The organism is Sporichthya polymorpha DSM 43042 (assembly GCF_000384115.1).
GTDB classification, from domain to species: Bacteria; Actinomycetota; Actinomycetes; order Sporichthyales; family Sporichthyaceae; genus Sporichthya; species Sporichthya polymorpha.
Window position 1 is genome coordinate 1881186 of record NZ_KB913029.1, and the last position, 22591, is coordinate 1903776.

Annotated in this window: 26 protein-coding genes and 1 tRNA gene; 16 read left to right on the forward strand and 11 right to left on the reverse strand. The window is 71.9% G+C overall.

What is annotated here, in order from left to right; translation table 11 throughout:
* Positions 1-14 precede the first annotated feature (14 nt).
* Genes SPOPO_RS0109255 through SPOPO_RS0109265 form a run of 3 tightly spaced genes read right to left on the reverse strand, consistent with a single transcriptional unit; the run spans position 15 to position 2027 of the window.
* Positions 15-464 (reverse strand): PaaI family thioesterase, encoded by a 450-nt coding sequence (locus SPOPO_RS0109255; protein WP_019874504.1) that lies wholly within the window; start codon positions 462-464, stop codon positions 15-17.
* Between the two features lie 10 nt (positions 465-474).
* Positions 475-1017, reverse strand: coding sequence for a bacterial proteasome activator family protein (locus SPOPO_RS0109260; protein ID WP_019874505.1), 543 nt, complete (start codon positions 1015-1017; stop codon positions 475-477).
* A 23-nt stretch (positions 1018-1040) separates the two neighbouring features.
* A complete protein-coding gene (locus SPOPO_RS0109265; protein WP_019874506.1) occupies positions 1041-2027 on the reverse strand; it encodes an NAD(P)H-quinone oxidoreductase in 987 nt (328 codons plus the stop codon).
* A gap of 157 nt (positions 2028-2184) precedes the next feature.
* Between SPOPO_RS0109265 and SPOPO_RS0109270 the strand changes: the two genes are divergently transcribed.
* From SPOPO_RS0109270 to SPOPO_RS0109280, 3 genes are all read left to right on the forward strand, one after another.
* Entirely contained in the window at positions 2185-2460 is a 276-nt protein-coding gene (locus SPOPO_RS0109270; RefSeq protein ID WP_019874507.1) for a hypothetical protein, read from the forward strand.
* A gap of 82 nt (positions 2461-2542) precedes the next feature.
* Positions 2543-3253, forward strand: a complete 711-nt coding sequence (locus SPOPO_RS0109275; RefSeq protein ID WP_019874508.1) for a hypothetical protein — start codon at positions 2543-2545, stop codon at positions 3251-3253.
* 77 nt (positions 3254-3330) lie between these two features.
* Entirely contained in the window at positions 3331-5562 is a 2232-nt protein-coding gene (locus SPOPO_RS0109280) for an ATP-binding SpoIIE family protein phosphatase (RefSeq protein ID WP_019874509.1), read from the forward strand.
* 4 nt (positions 5563-5566) lie between these two features.
* On the opposite strand, the gene SPOPO_RS28640 is transcribed toward SPOPO_RS0109280, so the two are convergent.
* From SPOPO_RS28640 to SPOPO_RS0109295, 3 genes are read right to left on the reverse strand one after another with little or no spacing between them, the layout of a single operon-like run.
* Positions 5567-6277, reverse strand: a complete 711-nt coding sequence (locus SPOPO_RS28640) for a nuclease-related domain-containing protein (protein ID WP_019874510.1) — start codon at positions 6275-6277, stop codon at positions 5567-5569.
* A gap of 26 nt (positions 6278-6303) precedes the next feature.
* Complete coding sequence (locus SPOPO_RS0109290; protein WP_019874511.1) at positions 6304-6918, reverse strand: cyclase family protein; 615 nt, start codon at positions 6916-6918, stop codon at positions 6304-6306.
* Positions 6919-6921: 3 nt separating this feature from the next.
* Entirely contained in the window at positions 6922-7374 is a 453-nt protein-coding gene (locus SPOPO_RS0109295; protein ID WP_028984636.1) for a pyridoxamine 5'-phosphate oxidase family protein, read from the reverse strand.
* Positions 7375-7658: 284 nt separating this feature from the next.
* Between SPOPO_RS0109295 and SPOPO_RS32595 the strand changes: the two genes are divergently transcribed.
* Positions 7659-7988: a J domain-containing protein gene (locus SPOPO_RS32595; RefSeq protein ID WP_019874513.1), complete on the forward strand. Its 330-nt coding sequence runs from the start codon at positions 7659-7661 to the stop codon at positions 7986-7988.
* A gap of 185 nt (positions 7989-8173) precedes the next feature.
* Complete coding sequence (locus SPOPO_RS32600) at positions 8174-8917, forward strand: hypothetical protein (protein WP_156869731.1); 744 nt, start codon at positions 8174-8176, stop codon at positions 8915-8917.
* Positions 8918-9045: 128 nt separating this feature from the next.
* On the opposite strand, the gene SPOPO_RS28655 is transcribed toward SPOPO_RS32600, so the two are convergent.
* A complete protein-coding gene (locus tag SPOPO_RS28655; RefSeq protein ID WP_019874515.1) occupies positions 9046-9510 on the reverse strand; it encodes a DUF6884 domain-containing protein in 465 nt (154 codons plus the stop codon).
* Positions 9510-10352, reverse strand: coding sequence for a DUF1444 domain-containing protein (locus tag SPOPO_RS0109315; protein ID WP_019874516.1), 843 nt, complete (start codon positions 10350-10352; stop codon positions 9510-9512). Before SPOPO_RS0109315 ends, SPOPO_RS28655 begins: the two co-directional genes overlap by 1 nt.
* Before the next feature lie 265 nt (positions 10353-10617).
* Here SPOPO_RS0109315 and SPOPO_RS0109320 point away from each other — a divergent pair, with 265 nt between their 5' ends.
* From SPOPO_RS0109320 to SPOPO_RS34315, 9 genes are all read left to right on the forward strand, one after another.
* Positions 10618-11964, forward strand: a complete 1347-nt coding sequence (locus tag SPOPO_RS0109320) for a PDZ domain-containing protein (protein WP_019874517.1) — start codon at positions 10618-10620, stop codon at positions 11962-11964.
* 156 nt (positions 11965-12120) lie between these two features.
* Positions 12121-12594 carry a hypothetical protein gene (locus SPOPO_RS0109325; protein WP_156869733.1) on the forward strand — a complete coding sequence of 158 codons (474 nt, stop codon included), beginning with the start codon at positions 12121-12123 and terminating at the stop codon, positions 12592-12594.
* Positions 12595-12688: 94 nt separating this feature from the next.
* Positions 12689-12913 (forward strand): hypothetical protein, encoded by a 225-nt coding sequence (locus tag SPOPO_RS0109330; RefSeq protein ID WP_019874519.1) that lies wholly within the window; start codon positions 12689-12691, stop codon positions 12911-12913.
* A 97-nt stretch (positions 12914-13010) separates the two neighbouring features.
* Entirely contained in the window at positions 13011-14855 is a 1845-nt protein-coding gene (locus SPOPO_RS0109335) for an MFS transporter (RefSeq protein WP_019874520.1), read from the forward strand.
* 24 nt (positions 14856-14879) lie between these two features.
* Positions 14880-16370, forward strand: coding sequence for an MFS transporter (locus SPOPO_RS0109340; protein WP_019874521.1), 1491 nt, complete (start codon positions 14880-14882; stop codon positions 16368-16370).
* A gap of 14 nt (positions 16371-16384) precedes the next feature.
* Positions 16385-16864, forward strand: a complete 480-nt coding sequence (locus SPOPO_RS32605; RefSeq protein ID WP_019874522.1) for a MarR family winged helix-turn-helix transcriptional regulator — start codon at positions 16385-16387, stop codon at positions 16862-16864.
* On the forward strand, positions 16861-18678 hold the full coding sequence (locus SPOPO_RS32610; RefSeq protein ID WP_245541702.1) for an MFS transporter: 1818 nt from the start codon (positions 16861-16863) through the stop codon (positions 18676-18678). Before SPOPO_RS32605 ends, SPOPO_RS32610 begins: the two co-directional genes overlap by 4 nt.
* Positions 18642-18730, forward strand: a tRNA-Ser gene (locus tag SPOPO_RS0109375). The genes SPOPO_RS32610 and SPOPO_RS0109375 overlap by 37 nt, the downstream gene beginning before the upstream one ends.
* Before the next feature lie 55 nt (positions 18731-18785).
* On the forward strand, positions 18786-18956 hold the full coding sequence (locus tag SPOPO_RS34315) for a hypothetical protein (protein WP_156869735.1): 171 nt from the start codon (positions 18786-18788) through the stop codon (positions 18954-18956).
* 33 nt (positions 18957-18989) lie between these two features.
* Here SPOPO_RS34315 and SPOPO_RS0109385 read toward each other — a convergent pair whose 3' ends face one another.
* Positions 18990-19598, reverse strand: a complete 609-nt coding sequence (locus SPOPO_RS0109385) for a pyridoxamine 5'-phosphate oxidase family protein (RefSeq protein WP_019874524.1) — start codon at positions 19596-19598, stop codon at positions 18990-18992.
* A gap of 141 nt (positions 19599-19739) precedes the next feature.
* Between SPOPO_RS0109385 and SPOPO_RS0109390 the strand changes: the two genes are divergently transcribed.
* Positions 19740-20333 (forward strand): hypothetical protein, encoded by a 594-nt coding sequence (locus SPOPO_RS0109390; protein WP_019874525.1) that lies wholly within the window; start codon positions 19740-19742, stop codon positions 20331-20333.
* Positions 20334-20401: 68 nt separating this feature from the next.
* The gene (locus SPOPO_RS0109395) at positions 20402-21346 is read left to right on the forward strand and encodes a hypothetical protein (protein WP_019874526.1); all 945 of its coding nucleotides are present in this window, start codon (positions 20402-20404) and stop codon (positions 21344-21346) included.
* Here the strand turns inward: SPOPO_RS0109395 and SPOPO_RS0109400 are convergent.
* Together SPOPO_RS0109400 and SPOPO_RS0109405 are read right to left on the reverse strand one after the other, a co-directional pair.
* Complete coding sequence (locus SPOPO_RS0109400) at positions 21322-21951, reverse strand: hypothetical protein (RefSeq protein ID WP_019874527.1); 630 nt, start codon at positions 21949-21951, stop codon at positions 21322-21324. The genes SPOPO_RS0109395 and SPOPO_RS0109400 overlap by 25 nt on opposite strands.
* 185 nt (positions 21952-22136) lie before the next feature.
* The gene (locus SPOPO_RS0109405; RefSeq protein WP_019874528.1) at positions 22137-22568 is read right to left on the reverse strand and encodes a PH domain-containing protein; all 432 of its coding nucleotides are present in this window, start codon (positions 22566-22568) and stop codon (positions 22137-22139) included.
* Positions 22569-22591: the final 23 nt, after the last annotated feature.

The window sequence follows — 22591 nt, forward strand, 5'->3', positions numbered from 1 at the left end:
GGCTACCGGCTGGGTCAGGCGCGGGACAGGTCGAACGCCATCATCGAGGCCAGCATCGTGGCGACGTGGACGCGGGAGCCGTCGGTCTGAAGGCCGTAGGCGTCGGCCTGAACGACCGTCACCTGTCGGCCGTCCTTGACCACCTGGCCGACCGCGACCATGCGCTCGCCGCGGCCGGGGTTGAGCAGGTTGACCTTGAGCTCGATCGTCAGCACCTCGATGCCCGGGGGCTTGAGGGAGATCGCGGCGTAGCCGCACGCGTTGTCGAGCAGGGTCGTGGTGACGCCGGCGTGCACGAAGCCGTGCTGCTGCTGCAGGCCGGGCCAGTTCTCGACGCCCACCTCGACGCGACCCGGCTCGACCGAGAGCAGCTCCGCCTTCAGCGTCGCCATGAAGCCTTGCTGGGCGAAGCTGTCGCGGACCTTCTCGGCGTACGCCGGGTCCCGGGGCGTGAAGGTGCTCACGTGCGCGGGACTACAGGTACTGCCCGTGGCCGCCGGACATCGGCCGCTGCGGCTGGTTCGGGTCCATGCCCATCTGCGGGCCGCCCGGGAGGGCGCGGCGCATCTGCTCGAGCTGGGCGCGGGCCGCCATCTGCTGGGCGAACAGCGCGGTCTGGATGCCGTGGAACAGCCCCTCCAGCCAGCCGACGAGCTGGGCCTGCGCGATCCGGAGCTCGGACTCGCTCGGCACCTGGCCCTCGCTGAACGGGAGGGAGAGGCGACCCAGCTCGTCGACGAGCTCGGGCGCGAGGCCCTGCTCGAGCTCCTGGATCGTCGAGGCGTGGATCTGTGCCAGCCGGGCGCGGCTGGCCTCGTCGAGCGGCGCGCTCTTCACCTCGTCGAGCAACTGCTTGATCATGCTGCCGAGGCGCATCACCTTCGCGGGCTGCTCGACCATCTGCGTGATCGACTGCTCGTCGCTGCCGTCGTCCGGCGGGCCCTCGACGGCCATGCCGGCGGGGGTCACGACGAGGACGCGCTGGTCGCCGTTGTCTTGGTCCTGCTGCTCCGTCATGTCCTCATCCTCTCTGACAGCCCTTAACGCTGAACCTCCAGGAGGACCTTCCCGACGTGCTCGCTCGACTCCAGGACCCGGTGCGCCTCGGCGACGGCGGTGATCGGGAGGACGCGGTCGATCACGAGGCGGAAGGCGCCGGAGTCGACCAGCGGCGTCACGTGCTCGGCGACCGCGGCGACGATCGCCGCCTTCTCGGCGACCGGGCGGGCCCGCAGGGAGGTGGCGAGCACTGCGGCGCGCTTCCCGAGCAGCTTCGCGATGTCGAGCTCGGCCTTGATCCCGCCCTGCATCCCGATGATCACCAGGCGCCCGTTGGTGGCGAGGGCGTCGACGTTCCGGCCGAGGTACTTGGCGCCCATGTTGTCGAGGATGACGTCGGCGCCTCCCGCCGACCCACCCGCCTCCCGCACGGCGTCGACGAAGTCGTCCTCGCGGTAGTTGATCAGCACGTCCGCGCCGAGTTCGCGGCACCGCTCGAGTTTCTCCTTCGTGCCGGCGGTGACGGCGACGCGCGCCCCGACGGCCTTGGCGAGCTGGATGGCGGTGGTGCCGATCCCGCTCGCGCCGCCGTGGACGAGCAGCAGCTCCTCCGGGCGCAGGTTGGCCAGGAGGAAGACGTTCGACCAGACCGTGCACGCGACCTCGGCCAGCCCGCCCGCGTCGCGCAGGCCGATGCCCTGCGGCCGGCGCATCACCTGGCCGGCGGGCACCGCGACGCGCTCGGCGTAGCCGCCGCCGGCGAGCAGGGCGACGACCTCGTCGCCGACGGACCAGCCGGAGACGTCGGTTCCGAGCGCCGCGATCCGCCCCGAGCACTCCAGGCCCGGGTACGGCGACGCCCCCGGCGGCGGGTCGTAGCGGCCCTGCCGCTGGAGCAGGTCGGCGCGGTTGACGGCCGTGGCGACGACGTCGAGGAGCACCTCGCCGGGGCCGGGCTCGGGGTCGGGCACCTCGGTCCAGGCGAGCACCTCGGGGCCGCCCGGCTCGCGAATCGTGACTGCGTGCATGGACGGCGACGTTACCGGCAGCGCGACCTGGGAGATTTGGGGATGAATTGGACAAATGGGGTGATCGTTGCGGGTGAGTCCGGCGGTGCGAAAGCTGAGGATCTGTCGTAGTCGGGGCGCTGCCGAAGCCCCCGGACATCAGCAGTCGGGATCTCGCATGACGCTCACCGCCCGCGGCTTCGCCGTCAGCGCCGTCGTGCTCGGCGGCCTCGCGGTCGCCGTCCCGGTCGTGGTCCTGCCGGACGCGCAGTCGAGCCGCGCGACCACCACCCGGCCGGTGGAGGGTGCGCCGGCTGCTCAGGTCGCGCCGGTGACCCCGCCCCGGGCCTCGGCGGGGTCGGACCCGGCGCTGCTGATCGGCGTCGGCGTCGCCGCGCTCGCCGGCGCGGGCGGGCTGTTCGCGGCGGCGCAGTACACGGCACGCCGCGCGTGAGCTGTGGTCTTGGACACCTTCACGCGGCGGGGCGTTCCGCGGCAGCGGGAGAAGTGCCGGTGAGGCACTACGGTTTTCCGGTATGAGTCTGCAGGCCTTTCCCGGGGCCATCCGCGTCGAGGAATACGTCAAGCGCACCTACGACGCCTGCCTGGTGCATGGCCTGGTGTCGGAGAAGACGCTCGCGATGGTCGGCGTCTGCCGTGACGAGCTGACCGACGCGCTCACCGAGCCCATCCGGGCGGCCTGGGGACCGCCGTTCCGCATGAGCGGCATGGCCGGGATGCTCTTCCTCGGCCAGGCGGGTCTGCGCGCGGCGCAGTTCCACGCCCCGGGCGCCGACGGTCGCCGGCGGTACGTCGCCTACGTGATGCCCCACATCGGGATCGACGACGACGGCCGCATCGGCTACGTCCGCCGCCCCGGCCAGGACGTCACGACCACGGCCTGTGGTGCCCTGATGGCGTTCCGTTCCGAGCTCGAGTCCGGTCATGTGTACGGCGAGATCGACCCGTACGACCTGGAGATGAGCCTGCTCCGCCAACGGCTGCTCCGCTCGATCCCCTACGGCAACGTCCCCGACATCATCGAGCTGACCACGATCGCCCGCGACGTGATGCTCGACGACCTCGGCCGCACCGCCGCCCGCATGAAGAGCTGGCGCGACGCCGACATCGCCGTGTTCTCCGGCATCCACATCCACACCTCTGACGGCGACTACGTCCAGCCCGGCCACTCGTCGGTCCGGTTCGAGGGCGGCGACAACCCGGTGGACCTGACCGCCGAGATCTGACCGCCGAGATCTGACCGCCGAATCTCAGTCACCCGCTGGGACTGGACCGGGCGGATTGTGGGAAAGACGCGGCTGACATGTCAGTCCGTGCTCACCGTCGGCTGCGCCTGCCTGCCGACGACCGAACCCCGGCCGTCGCCCGCGCGGCCGTGCGGCAGGTGCTGCTCGCGGGTGGTTGGGCCGACCAGCTCGACGAGGCCTTACTGCTGGTCAGTGAACTGTCGACGAACGGCATCGTGCACGCGGGGACGCCGGTCGACGTCGACGTGCTCGCCGACGACACCGGGGTGACGATCACCGTCTCCGACCAGAAGTCCGGCCTGGTGGGCGCGACGACGGCCGTGCGGAGCGGCCCGTTCGACCTCATCGCGGCCGGGGGCCCCAACGGTGACGGCGACCTCGCCCCGACGGGGAACGGCAACGGACGCGCGCGCGCCGGCGCGGCGGAGGCGGTGTGGGACGACACCGTCGAGCTCGAGGAGCGTGGCCGCGGGCTGATGCTCGTCGACCGGCTCGCGAGCGCCTGGGGCACCAGCCACCACGCGACCGGTAAGAGCGTGTGGTTCCGCCTCGGCACCGACACCGTTCCCGACACCGGCCCGCCGGTGGTGCCGGTCGAGACCGTCGAGGCTGCATCCGGAACCGCCGCGACGGACGCGGCGCTGCCGTCGGCGCTCGAGGCGATCGCGGCGCCGGCCCCGAACGCGGCCCCGGCCGCCGACGGCACCGCCGTCCCGCCCGCGGCGTGGGTGTGGCTGGACCACGTGCCGGAGGCGTTGCGGTCTCGTCTGACGATGCCTCAGTTGGTGTCGGAGCTCTTGGAGCGGCTCTGCGACGTGACCGGCGCGGCGACCGGATCGGTGTGGCTCGACCGCGGGGACACCGCCGGGGAGCGCCGACTCGCGGGCTACTCCTCGCCCCACGGCCCACGGCCGGCTCCCGGGGACGAGGCGGACACCGTCGTGGTCCCGTTGCCGGTCGCGCATCCGTTGCGCGGCAAGGTTGTGCTCCACCCGCCCGCCGGGCGGCGGCCGGGACGGTACTGGCAGGAGCTCGCGGCGCTGTCGGCCCAGCGAATGGCGATCGGCATCGACGCCGAACGCCTGCAGGGCGACGAGATGCGCCGGCGGGGGTGGGTCACGTTCCTCGCCGAGGCGAGCGAGCTGCTCGCGAACTCCCTCGATCTCGAGCTGACGACGGCCCTGGCCGCGCAACTGGTCGTGCCGCGGCTCGGGTCCTGGGCCGTCGTGCACCTGGTCGATCCCCGTGGAGAGCTGCGGACCGTGGCGGTCGCGCACGCCGACGAGCACGCGATCCCGCGGATCCGTGCGCACGCCGAGGCGGCCGAGACCCGGACGCGCCTCGCGGCGGTGCTCGACCAGGCCGCGACGGTCCCCTTCGACGGCGACCTCGCGGGGCTCGCGCTGCCCCTCGTCGCCCGTGGCCGCGTGATCGGCGTGCTGTCCGTGGGCCGGTTCGCGGACCGCGTGCACAGCGGGGACGACGCTGCCGCGCTGGCCGACTTCGCGCGGCGGGCGTCGCTCGCGATCGACAACGCCACCGCGCACGCCGAGCGGATCCGCGTCGCGGACGAGCTCCAGCGCGCGTTGCTGCCGCGTCCCTTGCCCGAGGCGCCGGGCATCGAGTTCGGCGCGGTGTACGTGCCGGCGGGGACGGGTGACGTCGGCGGTGACTTCTACGACGTCTTCGGCGTTCGGCGGAACCGCTGGTTCGTCTCGATGGGCGACATCTGCGGCAAGGGCAGTCAGGCCGCGGTGATGACCGGCGCCGTGCGCGAGGTGATGCGCGCGCTGATCGGCGAGGACCGGGCGACGGCGAACATGCTCGCGACACTGAATCGGACGCTGCTCGCGAGTGCGAACGACCGCTACGCCACCGTCGCGGCCGCAATGGTGACCCGGCTCGAGCCGCCCGGACGTCCGCGCACGCTCGACGTCGCGCTCTGTCTTGCCGGACACGACCGGCCGGTCCTGCTCGAGGCGGACGGTGCCGTGCGCTCCGTGGGGGAGTGCGGGTCAGCCGTCGGTCTCGTCGAGCAGTTCGAGACACCCGAGGTGAACCTGACGCTCCGTCAGGGTGATGCGCTGGTGTTCGTCACCGACGGAGTGACCGAGCGCCGGCGACAGGGCTCGATGTACGGAACCCAGCGGCTGCGGGACCTGCTCGGCACGATGGCGGGTCGGCCCGCGCAGGAGATCGCCGACCGGGTGCAGCAGGACGTCCTCGCCTTCGCTCCCGAACCGCCGCGGGACGACATCGCCGTGCTCGTTCTGCGCAACCCGCTCTGACGGCTCAGTTCTCGAACAGCCCGTCGGCGGAGCGACCGGCCGGGTCCAGCCAGGTGTCGCCGAGCCGCGCAGCGGTGTAGACGTCCTCGACGGACGCCGGGTCCAGCCGCGCGGGGAAGCCCTGCAGGAACCGGACGACCTGACGTCGCGGCAGGACGTCGACGCGGTTCGGGATGTCGTAGAAGCGAACCTCGTCGACCCCGACCAGCGCCACGACCGGGCGGACGAAGACCTGCCACCCCACGGCTCCCGAGAGCGCACGGGCACTGCGCCACGCCTGCGCCCGAGCCTCCTTCAGATAGGGCCAGGAGGAGCCGTAGATCTTGATCTCGTCACCCATCACCTGGGCCTCGACGCGGTCCAGCGGCCCGCGGGGGTGCAGAGCCCGGAAGCCACGGGTGACGACCGTGAAGACCCCGGGCGGACCGACGATGAGATGGCTGATCGCCGGCCGGTCCGGTCCGACCGGGATCGCGTGGAGGATGCGCCAGCGCGAGCCGAGACGCTCGAGGTCGACGGCGACCTTCCGCTCGGCGTTCGCGGTGATGCGCAGCCACGCCTCGTCGGTGCGGAGGCTGAGCAGGCGCTCGGCGCCCGCGCGGAGCGGGTTGGCCGGGCGCAGGTCGCGCGCACGCTCCAGGGAGATCGCGCCCGGCGGATTGAGCGCGAGATCGGTCCCGGGGATCGCCTGGTAGCCCAGCGGGTTCCTCGCCATGTGCTCGAGTATTGCCCCGACCGGGCTCAGAACACCGCGACGGCCCGGACGGGCGCGCCGTCCGCGCCCGCGAGCGGCAGGGGCAGCAGCCAGGCGACGGCGCCGTCGGGCACCGCCTCGAGGTTGGTCAGGTTCTCCGCGATGACCGCCCCGGCCCGGGCCAGGACGTGGTGGCTGGGCAGCGCGGGGTCCCCGGGCCGATCGATCGACGGGGCGTCGATGCCGACGGTCCGGATCCCGGCCGCGACGATCTCCCGCGCGGCGTGCGGGTCGAGCCAGGCGTGGTCGCCGTAGCGCTCGGTGCCCCAGTACGCGGACCAGCCGGTGTGCAGCAGCAGCACCGAGCCCCCGGGCAGGTCGGGCAGGTCCTCGGGTCGGATCGCGCCCGTGTGCCCCCGCAGGTCGACGACCCACGCCGGGCCGGTGAAGCGCTCGAGCGGCAGCTGGTCGAGCGTCGGCAGGGCGTCGTCGACATGGAACGGGGCGTCGACGTGGGTCCCGGTCTGGGAGCCGAGGTGCAGGGCGAGCAGGTTGTAGCCGTGGGTACCGACCGTCGCCGCGGGCTCCGTGGCGACCGCGGGGTCACCCGGCCAGACCGGCATCCCCGGCGTGATCGGGTGCGAGAGGTCGACGACGGGCACGGCTCAGGAGCTCGCGGCGGCCGGGTAGGTCCGGTCGGGCCGGATCAGGACGGCAGTCCGGCGCTCCTCGCGCATGACGCGGTCGTAGGTGTCCCAGTCGTCGTGGGTGCCGCCGCAGGCGGTGAAGACCTCGCGGAGCAGGACACGCAGGTGCTCGGCGTCGACGCCCTCGGCCGGGTCGTCCGGCCCGATCAGCTCGGCCTCGCCCTCCGCAACCGCGTACTCCCATCCGCCGCGCACGGCGACGGTGATGCGCGGACGTTCCCGCAGCAGCGCGAGCTTGCGGGCCTTCCCGACCGCCACGAAGCCGACGACGGGTTCGCCGGTGGTCGGGTGGTCCAGGACGCCGGCGTTCACCAGCGTCGACTGGATGGTCCCGTCGGCCCGGAGCACGGACACGATCGACAGGCCGTGGTCCTTCTCGACCACGCGGGCGAAGTTCGACAGGTCGGCCATGCGGTGACCGTAGTACGGCACCGCCTCCTGGTCGCGCACTCCTTTTCGCGCAGATCACACGAATCGGTGAAACCGGACGAGCCGTCATCCCGGCCAAGGGCCAGGACACCGTGAAGGTCGGTCACGGCCGCCGACGGCTCGTTCACCCTGGGCGAGAAGGTCTCGCAGTCCGGCAGTTGGCGCGTCGTGTTCGCCGGCGACGCCCGCGACACGGCGACCACCTCGAAGGTGCGGAACCTGACGGTGTGCTGACCGCGCGGCCCCGGGTTCGGCACACTTGCCGCATGAACCACTACGCGGCGCTGGGACTCTCGCGCGGCGCCGACGCCGACGCGGTGCGCGCGGCGTACCGGGACGCCGTGCGGCGGTGGCACCCGGACCGCGACCCGAGCCCCGAGGCGGCGGCGAAGTTCCTGGCCGCCCAGCGGGCGTTCGAGGTTCTCTCGGACCCGAAGCGGCGACTGGAGTACGACCGGGAGACCGCGAACGGGATCGGCGACCTGCTGCTGATCCCGCTCCCGTTCGTCCGCAAGCAGGTGGGTCGTCTGATCCGCGGCGGCACGGCGGTCGTCGAGGACATCGTCCAGCGGCGCCGCGAGCGCGGCTCGTCCTGACGCTCCGCTTCCGACGCGTCCGCCGGCCGCCTCCTCCGAACGGCTGACGTCAGGCCACCACGAACGGACATATCGCGGCCGAAACCCGACAGATCGTGCAACCGAGGGCACCGGTCCCGCGTCAATCTGGTACCGAGCGCGGCGGCGGGGGGCCGTCGCGCCGGGCAGACCAGGGGGTGGGTCCGATGCGCGCATCACAGGTGGGCGCGACCGTGTTGGCCGCGGTGGCCGCAGCGATGGTGCTGCCGACCGGCGGCGCGGCGGCGGCGGGGGACACCCAGGCGCCCCAGGTCGTCTCGGTCTCGGCCCCGTCGATCGTGGGCCTGACGAGCAAGGGCGCCACGTTCGACATCACCGTCCGCGCGAAGGACAACATCGACATCGCGCGCGTGGTCGTCGGACTGATGGACACCAAGGGCACCTACGCCAAGCCCGTCGGCTTCGCGACCGAGCGCGTCGGCGGCCAGTCGTGGGACGGCGTCTTCCGCGCCCGCATCACGATGCCGACGAAGGTGCCGATGGGGGAGTGGCAGGTCAGCGCCTTCGCCGAGGACGTCAAGGGCAACCGGTCCACCGGGATCACGACCGTCCGCGACACCTTCGTGCTCAAGTACGCGACGCGGGTTGCCACTCTGGACGTGACGCCGGAGCCGGTCCGCAAGGGCTCGCCGCTGACGGTGAAGGGCAAGCTCCAGCAGGCCGTGGTCAGCGGATGGGCGCCGTTCGCGAACAAGTCGGTCTCGGTGCAGTTCCGCCAGGCCGGCACCTCCACGTGGACCACGCTCGCCACGGTTCGTTCCGGCGCCAACGGTGTCTTCTCCTACGGGGCGAAGGCGAAGGCAGCCGGCGACTGGCGGGCCGTCTACAAGGGCGACAAGACCCGGGCGAAGGCGACTTCCAAGGTCGACAAGGTCGCGCTCGCGCGCTGACCGGCGGACCGACCGACCCACGGACCGACCGACCGACGGACCGACCGCCCCGCAGACTGCACCGGCCACTGGCTTCCCCTGTGGCCGGTGCAACCCTTGTCAGCGGTGGTCCGAGTTCTGGCAGGGCGTCAGGTTCGCGCCCGCTTGCGGGGCGCCCGCGGCGCGGGGGTCTGGGCGGCGTACCACGCGAGATGCTGACCGAGTCCCAGCCCGCGCAGCGGGGCCAGGACCGTCGCCCCGAGGTCGGCGAGGCTCGGCGCAATCGGGTCGACGTACGCAGACCCCGCGTGGACCTCCAGCACGCGACCCTTCAGACCCCCGAGTTCCTCCTGCAGCTGCGCGAGGACCATCTCGGCCCAGATGTTGCGGTCGTCGACGGGCTGTCGGGCCTGGGGGAGGTCGTAGGGCGCGACGATCCGGTCGGGGGCGAGCAGGCCGTAGCGCGAGGAGAGGACGTACCAGCGTCGGCGGCTGCGTTCCGCGTACGCGCGGCGGGCCTTGAACAGCGGGCTGGTGAACAGGTCCGCGGCCGGCGCGGGCGCGTCGAGCTTGGTCTGGACGCAGCCGATCAGGATCACGTGTCGGGCCGCCATCACGCCGCCCCCTCGCCGCGATTGCGCGCGAGCGTCGCGCGGAACTCCGCCGGGACGTCGGGGAAGAACGTCCGGCCCGGGACACTCGCGTCGAACAGTGGGTGAATCCGGCCCTCGTGCCACCAGTGGACGCGCGGGCTGATCGGCGCGTGGTCGTGCGCGTAGTCGTAGCCGGCGATCAGCTCGAGCGCCTCCAGACAGTCGTCGACGGCCGGGGTCACCGGCGCGACGACGAGCTCGTGCCGGCTCGGGACGGCGACCAGGTGCCCGTCGGAGAACTCGAACTGCGGCGCGATCTGGTGCAGCAGCTCCGGCAGGACCAGCAACTTCGAGGCGACGAAACCGGACCGTCCGCGGATGCACATCGTGACCCCGTCGCGCTTGGTGAGGACCTCCACGTCGTCCGGCTCGATCTCCAGCAGTCGCTGCCGGCCGAGCGCGTGCGTCCCGGCGACGTCGACGCCCTCGAGCTCGCGGTCGGAGATCCAGCGGACGTAGTCGCCGTCCTTGTGCACGAGCATCTCGTGGAATCCGCCGCCGATCGGACGGGCGTGGCGGTACCACCGCGCCTTCTCGGCGTCGAGCTGCACCAGGCGCAGGTGCACGCCGGCGCGGATCTGATCCGGCGTCAGCGGCGCCGGCTCGGCCGGGAAGTTCGTCAGCAGGTCGTCCACCCAGCGGCTGACGACCTCAGCCCAGCGCTCGGAGCCTCCGCTGCGTCGGCAGAGCGACCCGAGTGTGGTGAGCCCGAACTGCCGGCCGTCGACGGTGACCAAATGGTCGGCGTGGACGACGGCCTCAAGCCCACGCTCGGCGAGTGCGGTCCGGGTCAGGCTGCGCACCTGCTGACTCTGAGCCGCCGTCAGGCCGGGCAGACAGTGTGAGTTCTTGCGGTCTCGCGAACTTGCCATGGCTCCCCCTCCGGTGTGTGGTGCGCACACCTTGGTCGAAATCGCCCGAATCCGCTCGGGGTCGTCCGCGATCTGTGGATAACCCGGATCGCCGGGCGACACGGGACAAGATCGATGCCGGCGGCGCACCGATCGGTGTGAACCTTTTCCGGTGGCTGCGCGTCGTGGTTGCGATACGTGTGGAGTTGGGGGAGAGATGACGCGGTTCGAGCGAGGCAGCCGGTACGGGCGGGTGGCGACGTTCGCCCTGCTCACGGGCCTGACGGCCACGGTGCTGGCCGGGTGCGGGGGCAACGACGACGAGGCGGTGGCCGCCCCGTCGGCCGAGGGCACGCCGAGTGCGCGCCCGGCCGCGACCGTGGGTCCGTTCAACGCCAAGGCGTTGATCCGCCCCGGGTACACGGTGAAGTCGGTGGCCCCCATGCCGCTCGGGCCGGCGGGCGAGCCGGAGTATCAGGTGGTCGTCTCGGCCGACAAGGACGCGGTGAAGGGCGGCACGCAGAACGTGCAGGTCTTCGCCTACCGCGACGCGGCCTGGACCGAGGTCTTCGACGCGGCCGAGGCGATCGTGCCGTTCGAGATGCAGGGCGACTTCGGGGCACCGGAGTCCGACCGGAGCCCGGACCCCGTGCTGAACCAGAAGCACTGGGTCGAGAAGGTCGCGGTGCAGCCGGTGCGTTTCGGTCTGGAATCGCCCTCGCTGGTGATCTACGGCGAGGACAAGGACAACCCGCACGTGCTCGGCATGCTCGCCGTCGTGGACTTCGTCACCGAGCCCGGCCGCGCGAACCTCGACCACTTCGAGATGGCGCAGGACCTCGGGGCGCCGAAGGTCACCGGCTCCGGGAACGCCCAGCAGCTGTCGGTGCCGAACTGGTGGTACCCGTGGGTGAACGGCGGCGACCCGGCCGAGTACACCCAGACCGTCGGCCTGACCGAGGACAACGGCGTGGCCGTGATCGCTGACAGCCGCCCGTGGGTCGGCGTGTGGGTGAGCAGCAGTCAGAATCCAGGCGTCATGGTCAGTGACGTCATCGCCGGGGGGCCGGCGGACGGCAAGCTGCAGGTCGGGGACCGGATCGTCTCGGTGGCCGGCAACAACCCGAAGCAGGGCCTGGGGCCGGAGCTGCTTGCGCACGAGCCGGGCGAGGACGTCACGTTCTCGGTCGACCGCGGCGGCAAGGTCACCGACGTCGTGCTGACCCTCGGCGACATGTCGAAGGCGCCGAACTACTGGGCGACCCCGAAGCCCGCGACGATCGGCGTCGAGGTCGCGCCGCTGTCCGGCCGACCGGGCATCGCCGTCACGTCCGTGGCGGCGGGCAGCCCCGCGGCCGCGGCCGGGCTGAAGAAGGGCGACGCCATCCAGCGCGTCGGTGACGTCCGGACCGGCGAGCCGTCGGACCTCGATGCCGCCCTCGCCGGTCGCGCCGGGCAGGAGCTCGAGGTCGAGGTGCAGCGCGCGAGCAACCAGACCGAGACCGTCACCGTCACCCCGAAGTCCGCCGGTCCGGACGGGGACGTCCAGGTCGGGCTGCTCTAAAGACCGGGGAAAGTCCGCGCCCTCGGCGCGGGAGGGAACAAGGCTGGGGCTCAGCGGCTCGGGGAGGGGCCGCGAGCGCCGGCCCCCGGGACGACGCTGTAGATCATCGGAGCTGGGGAGGGCACCACCGTGCGAGCGACGCCGAAGGTTCTGACCGTGGCGGGGGGCGTGGCGGCGGCGCTGCTGGCCGCGGGGCTGCCCGCAGGTGCGGCCGGGGCGGCGGTTCCGACGGCCGGGACGGCGGCGGCCGGGAAGGGCACGGTCGTCGCGAAGGCCTGCTCCACCACGGCCCACGGGGTCCCGCTGCGGGTCCGGATGCGGTTCAACATGGCCTCGAAGAAGGACGTCAACAAGGTCCGCTCGCTGCGGGTCCGCGTCAGTCACCCCGACGGCGTCGGGAACTACCGGTCCTCCCGCGTGCGCTCGGTGACGACGACGTTCCTCTACGAGTCGGAGAAGGTCGACGACCGGATCGGCAGCGCCGTGTCGGCGGAGCGCCGCGGCGACCGCGCGGCTTACAACAAGTCGCTGCGCCAGGAGATGGGCTCGGTCACCACCGTCGTGACCTTCAAGCTCAAGAACGGCAAGCGCGGCGCCGTCTCCTGCACCCAGCAGTTCCCCCGGGACTGACGGCGAGGACTGACGGCGAGCACTGACGGCGAGGACTGAGCGCCCCGCCCCGGGGTAGGGGCACCCCCGCCGATCGATCCCGGAGGGTGCCTGCATGACCTCGGCCGAGTCCCGTCCCGTCCCGCGTGACGGCGTTCCCGCACCGGATGACGTGCGGGAACGTATCGACGACCTCGACGCCCCGGCGCAGGAGAAGGTCCGGGCGGAGGCGGCCGACGGGGCCGCCGAGGAGGCCGCGGACGAGGCGGCGGGCGAGCCGGACGAGCCGGCGGGGGACGTCGCGGAGCCCTCTCACCCCGCCCCCGAACCACCTGACTGACCTCACACCGGCAGGGCGGAAAACGGGTTCGGGGCATGGAGTACGCCGTCGTACACTCGTTCCCTTAGCTAGCTAACGCCGCTGGGCGGGGGAATTCGTGGAGTCAGCAACGCACGTCGAGTCGGGGCGTCAGCACCACAACGTCACGCTCGGCATCCTCGTGCTGGCGACGATGGCGTACGCCCTCCAGCAGACCCTGGTCGCGCCGGCCATGCCGGCGATCCAGGACGACCTCGGCGTCTCCACGACGGCGATCACCTACCTGCTGACCGCGTTCCTGCTCACCGGGTCCGTCGCGACGCCGGTGATGGGGCGCCTCGGCGACATGTTCGGCAAGAAGCGCCTGCTGGTCATCGCGCTCGGCGTCTTCGCGTTCGGGTCACTGGTCTGTGCGCTCTCGTCCTCGATCGAGGTCCTGATCGCCGGGCGCGCGATCCAGGGCATCGGCTCGGCGGTGTTCCCGCTGGCGTTCGGCATCATCCGCGACGAGTTCCCGCGGGAGCGCGTCGCGAGCGCGGTCGGCCTGCTGTCGGCGACCTTCGGCATCGGCGGCGGCGCCGGGATCGTGCTCTCCGGCGTCATCGTCGACAACCTCGACTACGAGTGGATCTTCTGGCTCGGCCTCGCCGTCATCCTGATCGCGCTGGTCGCCGCGGCGATGTTCGTGCCGGAGTCGCCGGTCCTGGCCGCCGGCAAGGTCGACTGGGGCGGTGCGGCCCTGCTCTCCGGCGGGCTCGTCGCGCTGCTGGTCGGCGTCAGCGAGGGCAACAGCTGGGGCTGGTCGGACGCGCGCATCCTCGGGCTGTTCGCGGCCGCGGCGGCGCTGCTGATCGCGTGGGTCGGGTACGAGAACCGGCACCCGGCGCCGCTGGTCGACATGCGCATGATGCGCCGCCGCACCGTGCTCACCACGAACCTGTCGGCGCTGCTGCTCGGCTTCGGCATGTTCGCCGGGTTCATCCTGCTGCCGAAGTTCGTCCAGGCCCCGGACGGCGCCGGCTACGGCTTCGGATCGAGCGTCACCGAGGCGGGGCTGTTCATGCTCCCGTCGTCGGTCGTCATGCTCTTCGCGGGTCCGGTCGCGGGCTGGATGTGCAACCGCTTCGGCGACCGCGTGCCGCTGCTGCTCGGGACCACGCTCGCGCTGGTCGCCTACGCGTTCCTGACGGTCGCGCACTCCGAGAAGTGGATGATCGTCCTTGCGATCACGATCTCCGGCCTCGGGATCGGTTTCTCCTTCGCGGCCACCGCGAACCTGATCCTCGGCGCGGTGCAGCCGACCGAGACCGGCGTCGCGATGGGCATGAACACGATCATGCGCACCGTCGGCGGCGCCGTCGGCGGGCAAATCGGCGCCGCGGTGCTCATGGCGCACACCGGCGACTCCGGGCTCCCGAGCGAGTCGGGGTACACCGTCGCGTTCGGCGTCCTCGCCGGCGGCGTGGCCGTCGCGCTGCTGCTCGTCCTCGCGATCCCGCGTCGGGTCGTGGCCGCGGTTCCGGTCCCGGCTCCCTCGCCGGTGGCCGCGCACCCGGTCGCGGCCGGTCTGGCCGCCGAAGCCGGGGCCGAGCCCGTGCGAGAGAACCTCGTGGGGACGGTTCGGACCGCGACCGGCGCCTCCGCGGCGGACGCGATGGTCACCGTGATCGGCCGGTCCGGTCGGGAGGTGGCGCGGACGCGGACGGCGGCCGACGGCACCTACGGCCTCGACCTGCCGGGGGCGGGGCTCTACTACGTCGTCGCCCAGCTCGAGGGGCAGCACGGCTCGGAGGTCGTTCAGATCGGCGCTCCCGTGGACAGCGGGAGCGCGGACGGGGAATCGGTGCGGGGTGATCTCGTGTTGTGGGGAGCGAGCCGCCCCGTCGCCATCGACGCGGGGACGGCCACGAGGCCCACGTCACCTTTCCTTCGGCGGAACGCGGACGTATCCTCACTTAGCTAGCTAACACCCGCGAGAGGAACTCCCGTGACGCCGCCCGGACACGCTCCCGCGCGGCCGCACCACAACCTCACACTCGGGGTGCTCCTGCTGGCCACGCTGTCCTACGCGCTGCAGCAGACCCTGGTCTCGCCGGCGCTACCGGCGATCCAGCGGGACCTGGACACCTCGACGACCGCGGTCACCTACACGCTCACCGCGTTCCTGCTGTCGGCCTCGGTGGCGACGCCGATCGCCGGCCGGCTCGGGGACATGTTCGGCAAGAAGCGGATGCTGGTGATCGCCCTCGGGGTCTTCGCCCTCGGCTCGCTGCTCTGCGCGTTCGCCCCGTCGATCGAGTTGCTGATCGCCGGCCGCGCCGTGCAGGGCGGCGGCGCGGCGGTCTTCCCGCTGTCGTTCGCGATCGTCCGCGACGAGTTCCCGCGCGAGCGCGTGCCGGGCGCGGTCGGGACGCTGTCGGCGACGTTCGGCATCGGCGGCGGCGCGGGCGTCGTCCTCTCCGGCGTGATCGTCGACCACCTTTCCTACGAATGGGTGTTCCGCTTCGGGTTCCTCGTCGTCGTCGCGGCGCTGTTCATGGCGTGGCGTTACGTCCCCGAGTCGCCGGTGACGTCCCCGGCGAAGATCGACTGGGGCGGTGCCGTCCTGATGTCGGGCGGGCTGATCGCACTGCTCGTCGGCGTCAGCGAGGGCAACCACTGGGGCTGGACCGACGCCCGCATCCTCGGCCTGTTCGCGGCGTCCGCGGTGCTCCTGCTCGCCTGGGGCACGTTCGAGTACAAGCACCCCCAGCCGCTGGTCGACATGGCGATGATGCGCGAGCGCACCGTCCTGACGACGAACCTCGCCGGTGTGCTCGTCGGTTTCGGCATGTTCAGCCTGTTCATCCTCGTGCCGCAGTACGTGCAGGCGCCCTCCTCGACCGGCTACGGGTTCGGCGCCTCGGTCACCGAGGCCGGGCTGTTCCTGCTGCCGGCGACCGCCGTGACGCTCGTGGCCGGCCCGGTCGCGGGCTGGCTCGGCGGGCGCATCGGACCGCAGATCCCCCTGGCCGGTGGTCTGCTCGTCGCCCTCGTGGCCTACGTGTTCCTCGCGCTCGAGCACTCCAGCGCGACGTCGATCCTCATCGCCACCGGACTGTTCGGCCTCGGGCTCGGTTTCGCGTTCGCCTCGATGATCAACGTCATCATCGGCGCGGTGGAGCCGACGAAGACCGGCGTCGCGACCGGCATGAACACCATCATGCGGACGATCGGTGGCTCGCTCGGCGGGCAGGTGGCGGCGGCGATCCTCACCGGACACCTCGTGAACGGGTACGCCACCGAGCACGGCTTCGCGGTCGCCTTCTGGGTGTGCGCCGCTGCGGTCGCGGGTGCGTTCGGCGTCGCCCTGCTGATTCCTCGTCAGAAGCCGAGCGCGGAGCCCAAGGTCGCGACCGGCGTCCCGCTCGTCGAGACCGAGACCCCCACTGTTCCCCGTGTCGTCGGCGCGGTTCCCCCGCGCCGCCTGGCGAGCTGACGAAGGAGACCGAGATGCCGAGTGCGAACGCTCCGGTCACCGGGTCGCAGCCCGACGCGCGCCCCGCTTCCGGTGAGCCCGTCGAGTTCTGGACCGCGTGGGACGAGTTCTTCGCGGCCATGCGCCGGGTCCGCGGTCGTGCCGCCCGCGAGGACGGCCTGACGATCTCGCAGTTCCGGTTGCTGTGCGCCGTGCAGCGCTGCCCCGACGCCGGGCTGCGCGAGCTGGCCGAGGAGGTCGGGGCGAGCGCGCCGACCGTCACCCGCATGCTCGCGGGGCTCGAGCGCGACGGCATCGTCACGCGCGAGGCGTCGGCCCGTGGCCAGCGCCGCGTGTGCGTGACGCTGACCGCGAGCGGCCGTGAGGTGCTCGAGGCCAAGCGTTCGCAGGTCGAGGCCCGGCGGGCCGCGGTGTACTCCTCGCTCAGGCCCGAGGAGCGGGCGCAGTTGCAGCACCTGTTGCCCCGTCTCGCCGAGGCGCTGGACGCTCTGTGACCGACACGCACGCTCCGGTCCGCCAGCACTACCGACTCACCCTGGCGATCCTGGTCTTCTCGTCGATGGCCTACGGCCTGCAGCAGACGCTGGTCGCGCCGGCCCTGCCGGCGATCCAGGAGGATCTCGACGTCTCGACCACCGCGGTCACCTACGTCCTGACCGCGTTCCTGCTCTCCGCGTCGGTGTCGACGCCGATCATCGGCCGACTCGGCGACATGTTCGGCAAGAAGAAGATGCTCGTCGCGACGCTGGCGATGTTCGGCCTCGGGTCGTTGGTGAGTGCCCTCTCGACGTCGATCGAGGTGCTGATCGCCGGCCGGGTCATCCAGGGCGCGGCGGGGGCGATCTTCCCGTTGGCGTTCGGCATCGTCCGCGACGAGTTCCCGCGCGAGAAGGTCGCCGGCGGCATCGGCCTGGTCAGCGCGATGATCGGCATCGGCGGTGCCACCGGGGTCGTGTTCTCCGGCGTCATCGTCGACAACCTCGGCTACGAGTGGGTCTTCTGGATCGGGCTGGCGTTCACCAGCTTCACCGTCGTCCTCACGGCCCTGTACATCCCGGAGTCGCCGGTGACGGCGCCGGCGAAGATCGACTGGGGCGGAGCCGCGCTGCTCTCGGGCGGCATGGTCGCGCTGCTGATCGGCGTCAGCGAGGGCAACTCGTGGGGCTGGCTCGACTCGCGGGTCATCGGGTTGTTCACGGCCGCCGCGCTGCTGCTGGTGTTCTGGGTCGCGTACGAGCAGCGGCACCCGGAGCCGTTGGTCGACATGCGGATGATGAGCCGCCGGCCGGTGTTCACGACGAACCTGGCGGCCGTGCTGATCGGGTTCGGGATGTACAGCTCGTTCATCCTGTTCCCGAAGTTCGTCCAGACGCCGTCGGAGGCCGGGTACGGCTTCGGTTCGAGCGTCACCGAGGCGGGCATGTTCCTGCTGCCGAACGCGTGCGCCATGCTCATCGCGGGCCCGCTGACGGGGCGCCTGACGGCTCGTCACGGGTCGCGGTTCGCCCTGCTGCTCGGCACCGTTCTGGTGCTGGTGTCGTTCATCTTCCTGGCCGTGTGGCACTCCGACCCGTGGATGATCTACGCGGTCAGCTTCGTCTCCGGCCTCGGCACCGGCTTCGCGTTCTCCGCGATGCCGAACCTGATCATCGAGGCCGTGGAGCCGACCCAGACCGGCGTCGCCACCGGCATGAACGCAATCATGCGCACGGTCGGCGGAGCGATCGGCGGTCAGGTCGCCGCCGCGGTGCTGACCGGATACGTCGTCGCGAACACCGGCTTCCCGCGGGAGGCCGGCTACACCCTGACGTTCGTCCTCCTCGCCGCTGCCCTCGGCCTCGCCCTGCTCTGCGTCCTCGCGATCCCCCGCCCGGGCCGCGAACCCGCCGAGGTCCCGGTCGCCGTCCCGCCGATCGTCGAACCCGCCCTCGCCGAGGCGGTCGAGAACACCGTCCTCTCACCCGTCGCCCTCACCGGCTCGGTCCGCCGCGGCGGCCTCCCGGTCCCCGGCGCCGTCCTCACCCTCCTCGGCCCCGACGGCCGCGAGGTGACCCGGGCCCGCGCCGATGCCGACGGACGGTTCGCCCTCCACCCGGCGGCCGGTCGCTACTACGCCGTCGTCTCCGACACCGGTCGCACCCCGACCGCCCTAATCGTCGACCTCACCGCCGACCCGGTCGCTGTCGACGTCGAGATGCCCGGCCTCCCGGCGGGATCGGCAGCCCTCCCCGACGTGGCAGGATCGATGCGGCCGTCGGGTTCGGCGGCCGAGGAGGGCTCGCATAGTGGCCTAGTGCGGCGGTCTTGAAAACCGCTAGGGCGAGTGATCGTCCTCCAGGGTTCGAATCCCTGGCCCTCCGCCGATTTCGAGAGAAACCGATTGACAATCGATAGGTTCCGAGCGAACCTCGATATATGTCGCCACGTGTTCGGGTGCTGGTGCTCCCGGTTCTGCTGATCGTCCTCGGAGCGTTCCTGGTCGTCGCGGGGGAGGCGGACGACTCCCCGGGGCTCGGGGGGATCGGGCTGATCCTCGCCGCCGCGGCCGCGTTCTTCGGCTATCGCCGGTACCGGCGGCTCACCTGAGGCCGGCGTCGAACCGGTCGATCTGACGGGACGTCAGACGACGTCAGGCATGCCGGGGAGGCCGTCGATGCTCCGGGCGTTGGCCTTCGCGCGGTACTCGGCCATCTGGCCGGGGGCGGCGCGATCGCCGAGGACCCGGAGCGTGGTGCGCTCCGCGAGGACGTCCATCATCGGGACCCCGAAGCCGCAGGCGTCGCTGATTCGCTGCACGTCGACGGTGATCACGGCGCGGGTTCCGGGGTGGGACGGGTGCCGCTTGGCGACCTCGTCGAACTCCGCGGTGCCGGGCAGGTGGACCGACCCGCGGCCGTGCAGACGCACCACCCGGGGGCTCGCGCCGAACGCGCAGAACATGACGCAGATGCGGCCGTTCTCACGCAGGTGCGCGATGGTCTCGACCCCGCTGCCGGTGTAGTCGACCCAGCCGACGCGGTGCGGTCCGAGGACCGAGAACGTGTCGTGCCCGCGCGGCGAGACGTTCACCAGGGCGTCGCCGGCCAATGGCGCCGTCGCCACGAAGAACATCGGCTGCTCGGCGATCCACCCCGCGAGCGTCTCGTCGATCTCCTCGAACACGGCCCCCACAAGCCCACTGTAGGTCGGGTCCGCGGTCGTCGCGCCGCCCGGCGACTTCGTCGGCATTTGTCACACCACGGCCGGAGACGGACTCACCCACTCGCACCATCGCGCCTGGTGCGCCCTACCGACCCGTGGCAGCGTCCCGGTCCGTCACAACGCCGCCGGGGTGTCCGCGGCGTCCTGGACACGATCTCGGGGGGGATTGTGAGTCCGTACGAGCGTCAGATCGATCCGTTGGAGTCCGTGGACCTCACACTGCTGATGGGCGTCCCCGGCCAGGCCGCACCGAGTCCGGACGAGACGCTCGAGCGCGTCCTCGGTGCACCGCCGAGCGCTCAGCGCCTCGCGTCCGTCCCGGTCGCGTCCGCGCCGGTCGCCTCAGCATCGCGCCTCAAGCTCAGCCTCGGCATCGGCGCCGCCGTGGTCCTCGCAGTGGCCGGCCTCCTGGCCGCGGTCTCCCTCGGCGGGAACGGAGACGCGGCCGGCCGGATCGCCAAGGCGAACGGGGCCGCGACCGCCCAGGTACTCGCCCAGGACCTCGGCGTCGGCCTCGGCACGTACGCCGCCGGCGGGTTGCCGGTCACGTTGACCAACACCTCGGACCGGACGCTGTCCTACAACGTCACGGTGGAGGCCCTCGACGAGGCCGGCCGGCGGGTGACCCTCGACGCCGTGTTCACCACGGCGCTGACTCCGAATCAGTCGACGGTCGTCACGCTCTTCTCGCACCACACCGGTGCGACGGCCGCCGCCCTGGGCGCCTCGACGTTCCGTGTGGTGGAGGCCTCTTCCTACTGATCGGCGCCGACGGCCCCGGCTGACACGGCGGACACACAGGCGTAACGAGGTCCGGTCACGATGACGGCATGCGCCCCCTCCGTTCGGTCGTTGCCGCCCTCTGCGCGGCCACCCTGCTCCTGGGGCTGGCCGGGTGCGGCGACGACGGGGCCTCCGCCGCGGACTCGGCCACCGGCGCGAGCCCCCGGCCCCTGAGCAGCTTCGACCTCGTCGTCGTGGCGAGCGAGTCCAACGACGCGCTCGCCGCCGACCTGTACGGCATCACGCTCGACCCGCTGACGGCCGTCCGCATCACGCACGACAAGCGGATCTCGACCGTCGACGCCCAGGACGGCCGCGTCGTGGTCGCCGCCGCCGACGGCGCCGTCGACCAACTCGCGTTCGTCACCGCCGCCGGGGAGCTCACCGAGATCCCCGGGTTGGGCCGGCCCTTCGCCTACAACCCGTCGTTCGTCGACAACCACACGCTGATGTTCGACGACGTCCTTGTGCCGGAGGAGGACGTGCAGGTGAACCGCACGCTCCTGTTCGACGAGACGGAACGGGCGAAGTCGACGCTGTTCCAGATCCGGGACAACCTGATCAGCTCCGCGCCCGGTCCCGAGGGCCAGGTCGCGCTCGTGCGCTCCCGTAAGAACGGCCGGGAGTCCGTCGTCATTCGCGCCGCCGACGGGGCCACGCGCGAGACCTCGATCGAAGGGGACATCGGAGAGCTCCTGTGGGGCTCATCGCGCTACATCGCGGTCGCCATGAACAACGTCGAACGCAAGAAGGGTGACGACCCGTCCGCCGCGGTCATCCTGCTCGACCCGGTCGCGGGCAAGCAGCTGCAGCTCGGACTCTCGCAACCGATCGCGTGGAACCCGGACGCGAGTCGCCTGCTGGTCCGTCGTACCGGTGACGCCGCAGGTAGTCAGCTCGCCTGGTTCGACCCCACCAACCCCCAGGGGGAACTGACCCGCATCGGCGGCATCACCAATCTGGTGATCTACTCCGGCGCCTGGGTGGCCTGAGGCGTCGTCAGCTCGGCCGACGGGGACTCTTCGTCGGAGTGGCCGGAGTCATCGGAGTCATCGGAGTCGTGGGAGCCGTAGGAGTGACCGTCGCCCTGGGCCTCCTCCTCGGCGGCGCGCGCGAGGTCCTCGTCGGTGACGGCGCTGTTCTCCGCGTCGGAATCCGACGGACCCGTCTCGTGCTCCATCGACGCCTCGGTCCAGTCGCCCATGCGCTGGGGGCACGCGAGTCCGAGCCGGAGGCCGACCTCGTCGGTGAGGTACTTGGCGGTCGAGTAGGTCTCCGAGTCCTCGGTGTACGCGGCGTGCGAGGTGCGCAGTTCGGCGAGCTCTTCGGCGGAGCTGCGGCAGAGCGCGCTCAGTCCGGAGCTGAAGCCGGCCTGTGGCACGAGGACGTCCGGACGCAGACCCAGTTCCTGCGCGGCCTCGAGGTAGTCCTCGTACTCGACGTCGGCCCAGCCGTAGGGGTCGAACGGGGTCGGCACCGGCGTGGGCGTGGGCTCGACGGACGCGGCCTCGACGGATGCGGAGTCGCCGTCGGAGGAACACGCGCCCAGGCATGCCAACAACGCGACCGAAGCCGCGGCAAGCCACGAACGGCGCATGACAACTCCCCCCGAGCCGAGGGTAAGACGGGTCCGGACGGCCTGTCAGGCGATCCGACAAGGGTCGGCAGGAACTGCCCGACTGACGTTACCGCTGGTCAGACCGTCAGAAACTCGGACAGATCAGGACTTGACCGGCCCCATTCCGGCGGCCGCACCAAGATCACACAGACCCGGCGTGCGCCTTACTTACGGCCGCGCCGCCCGCGCCGGGCCTGCTCCGCCTTCGCGCAGACGCGCTCGAGATCCGCCCGCATCGAGTCCCGCATCGACCGGAACAACCAGCCGCCCATCGGGAACGCGGGAATCTGCTCCTCCAGGCCTCCGCGCATCCGCATCGCCAGGCCGCGTTCGGTGACGACGAACTTCTCCACCTCGGACCACGGCACGCGACGGGTGCGGAACCATCCGACGACCACGACCTCGTCGCCGAGCATCAGCCGCATGCGCGCCGCCCGGTAGGACACGACCGCGAGGACCGCGGCGCCGCCGTAGCCGATCACCTTGTCCGACGGATCGGAGCCGAGCTGACCGCCCCACAGCAGGATCAGCGACACCAGCGCCCACGGCAGGAAGCTGGCCAGCCGCTGCAGTCGTACGGGGGCCAGCGTCTCCACGGCGCGCAGTCTTGCACGCGCCG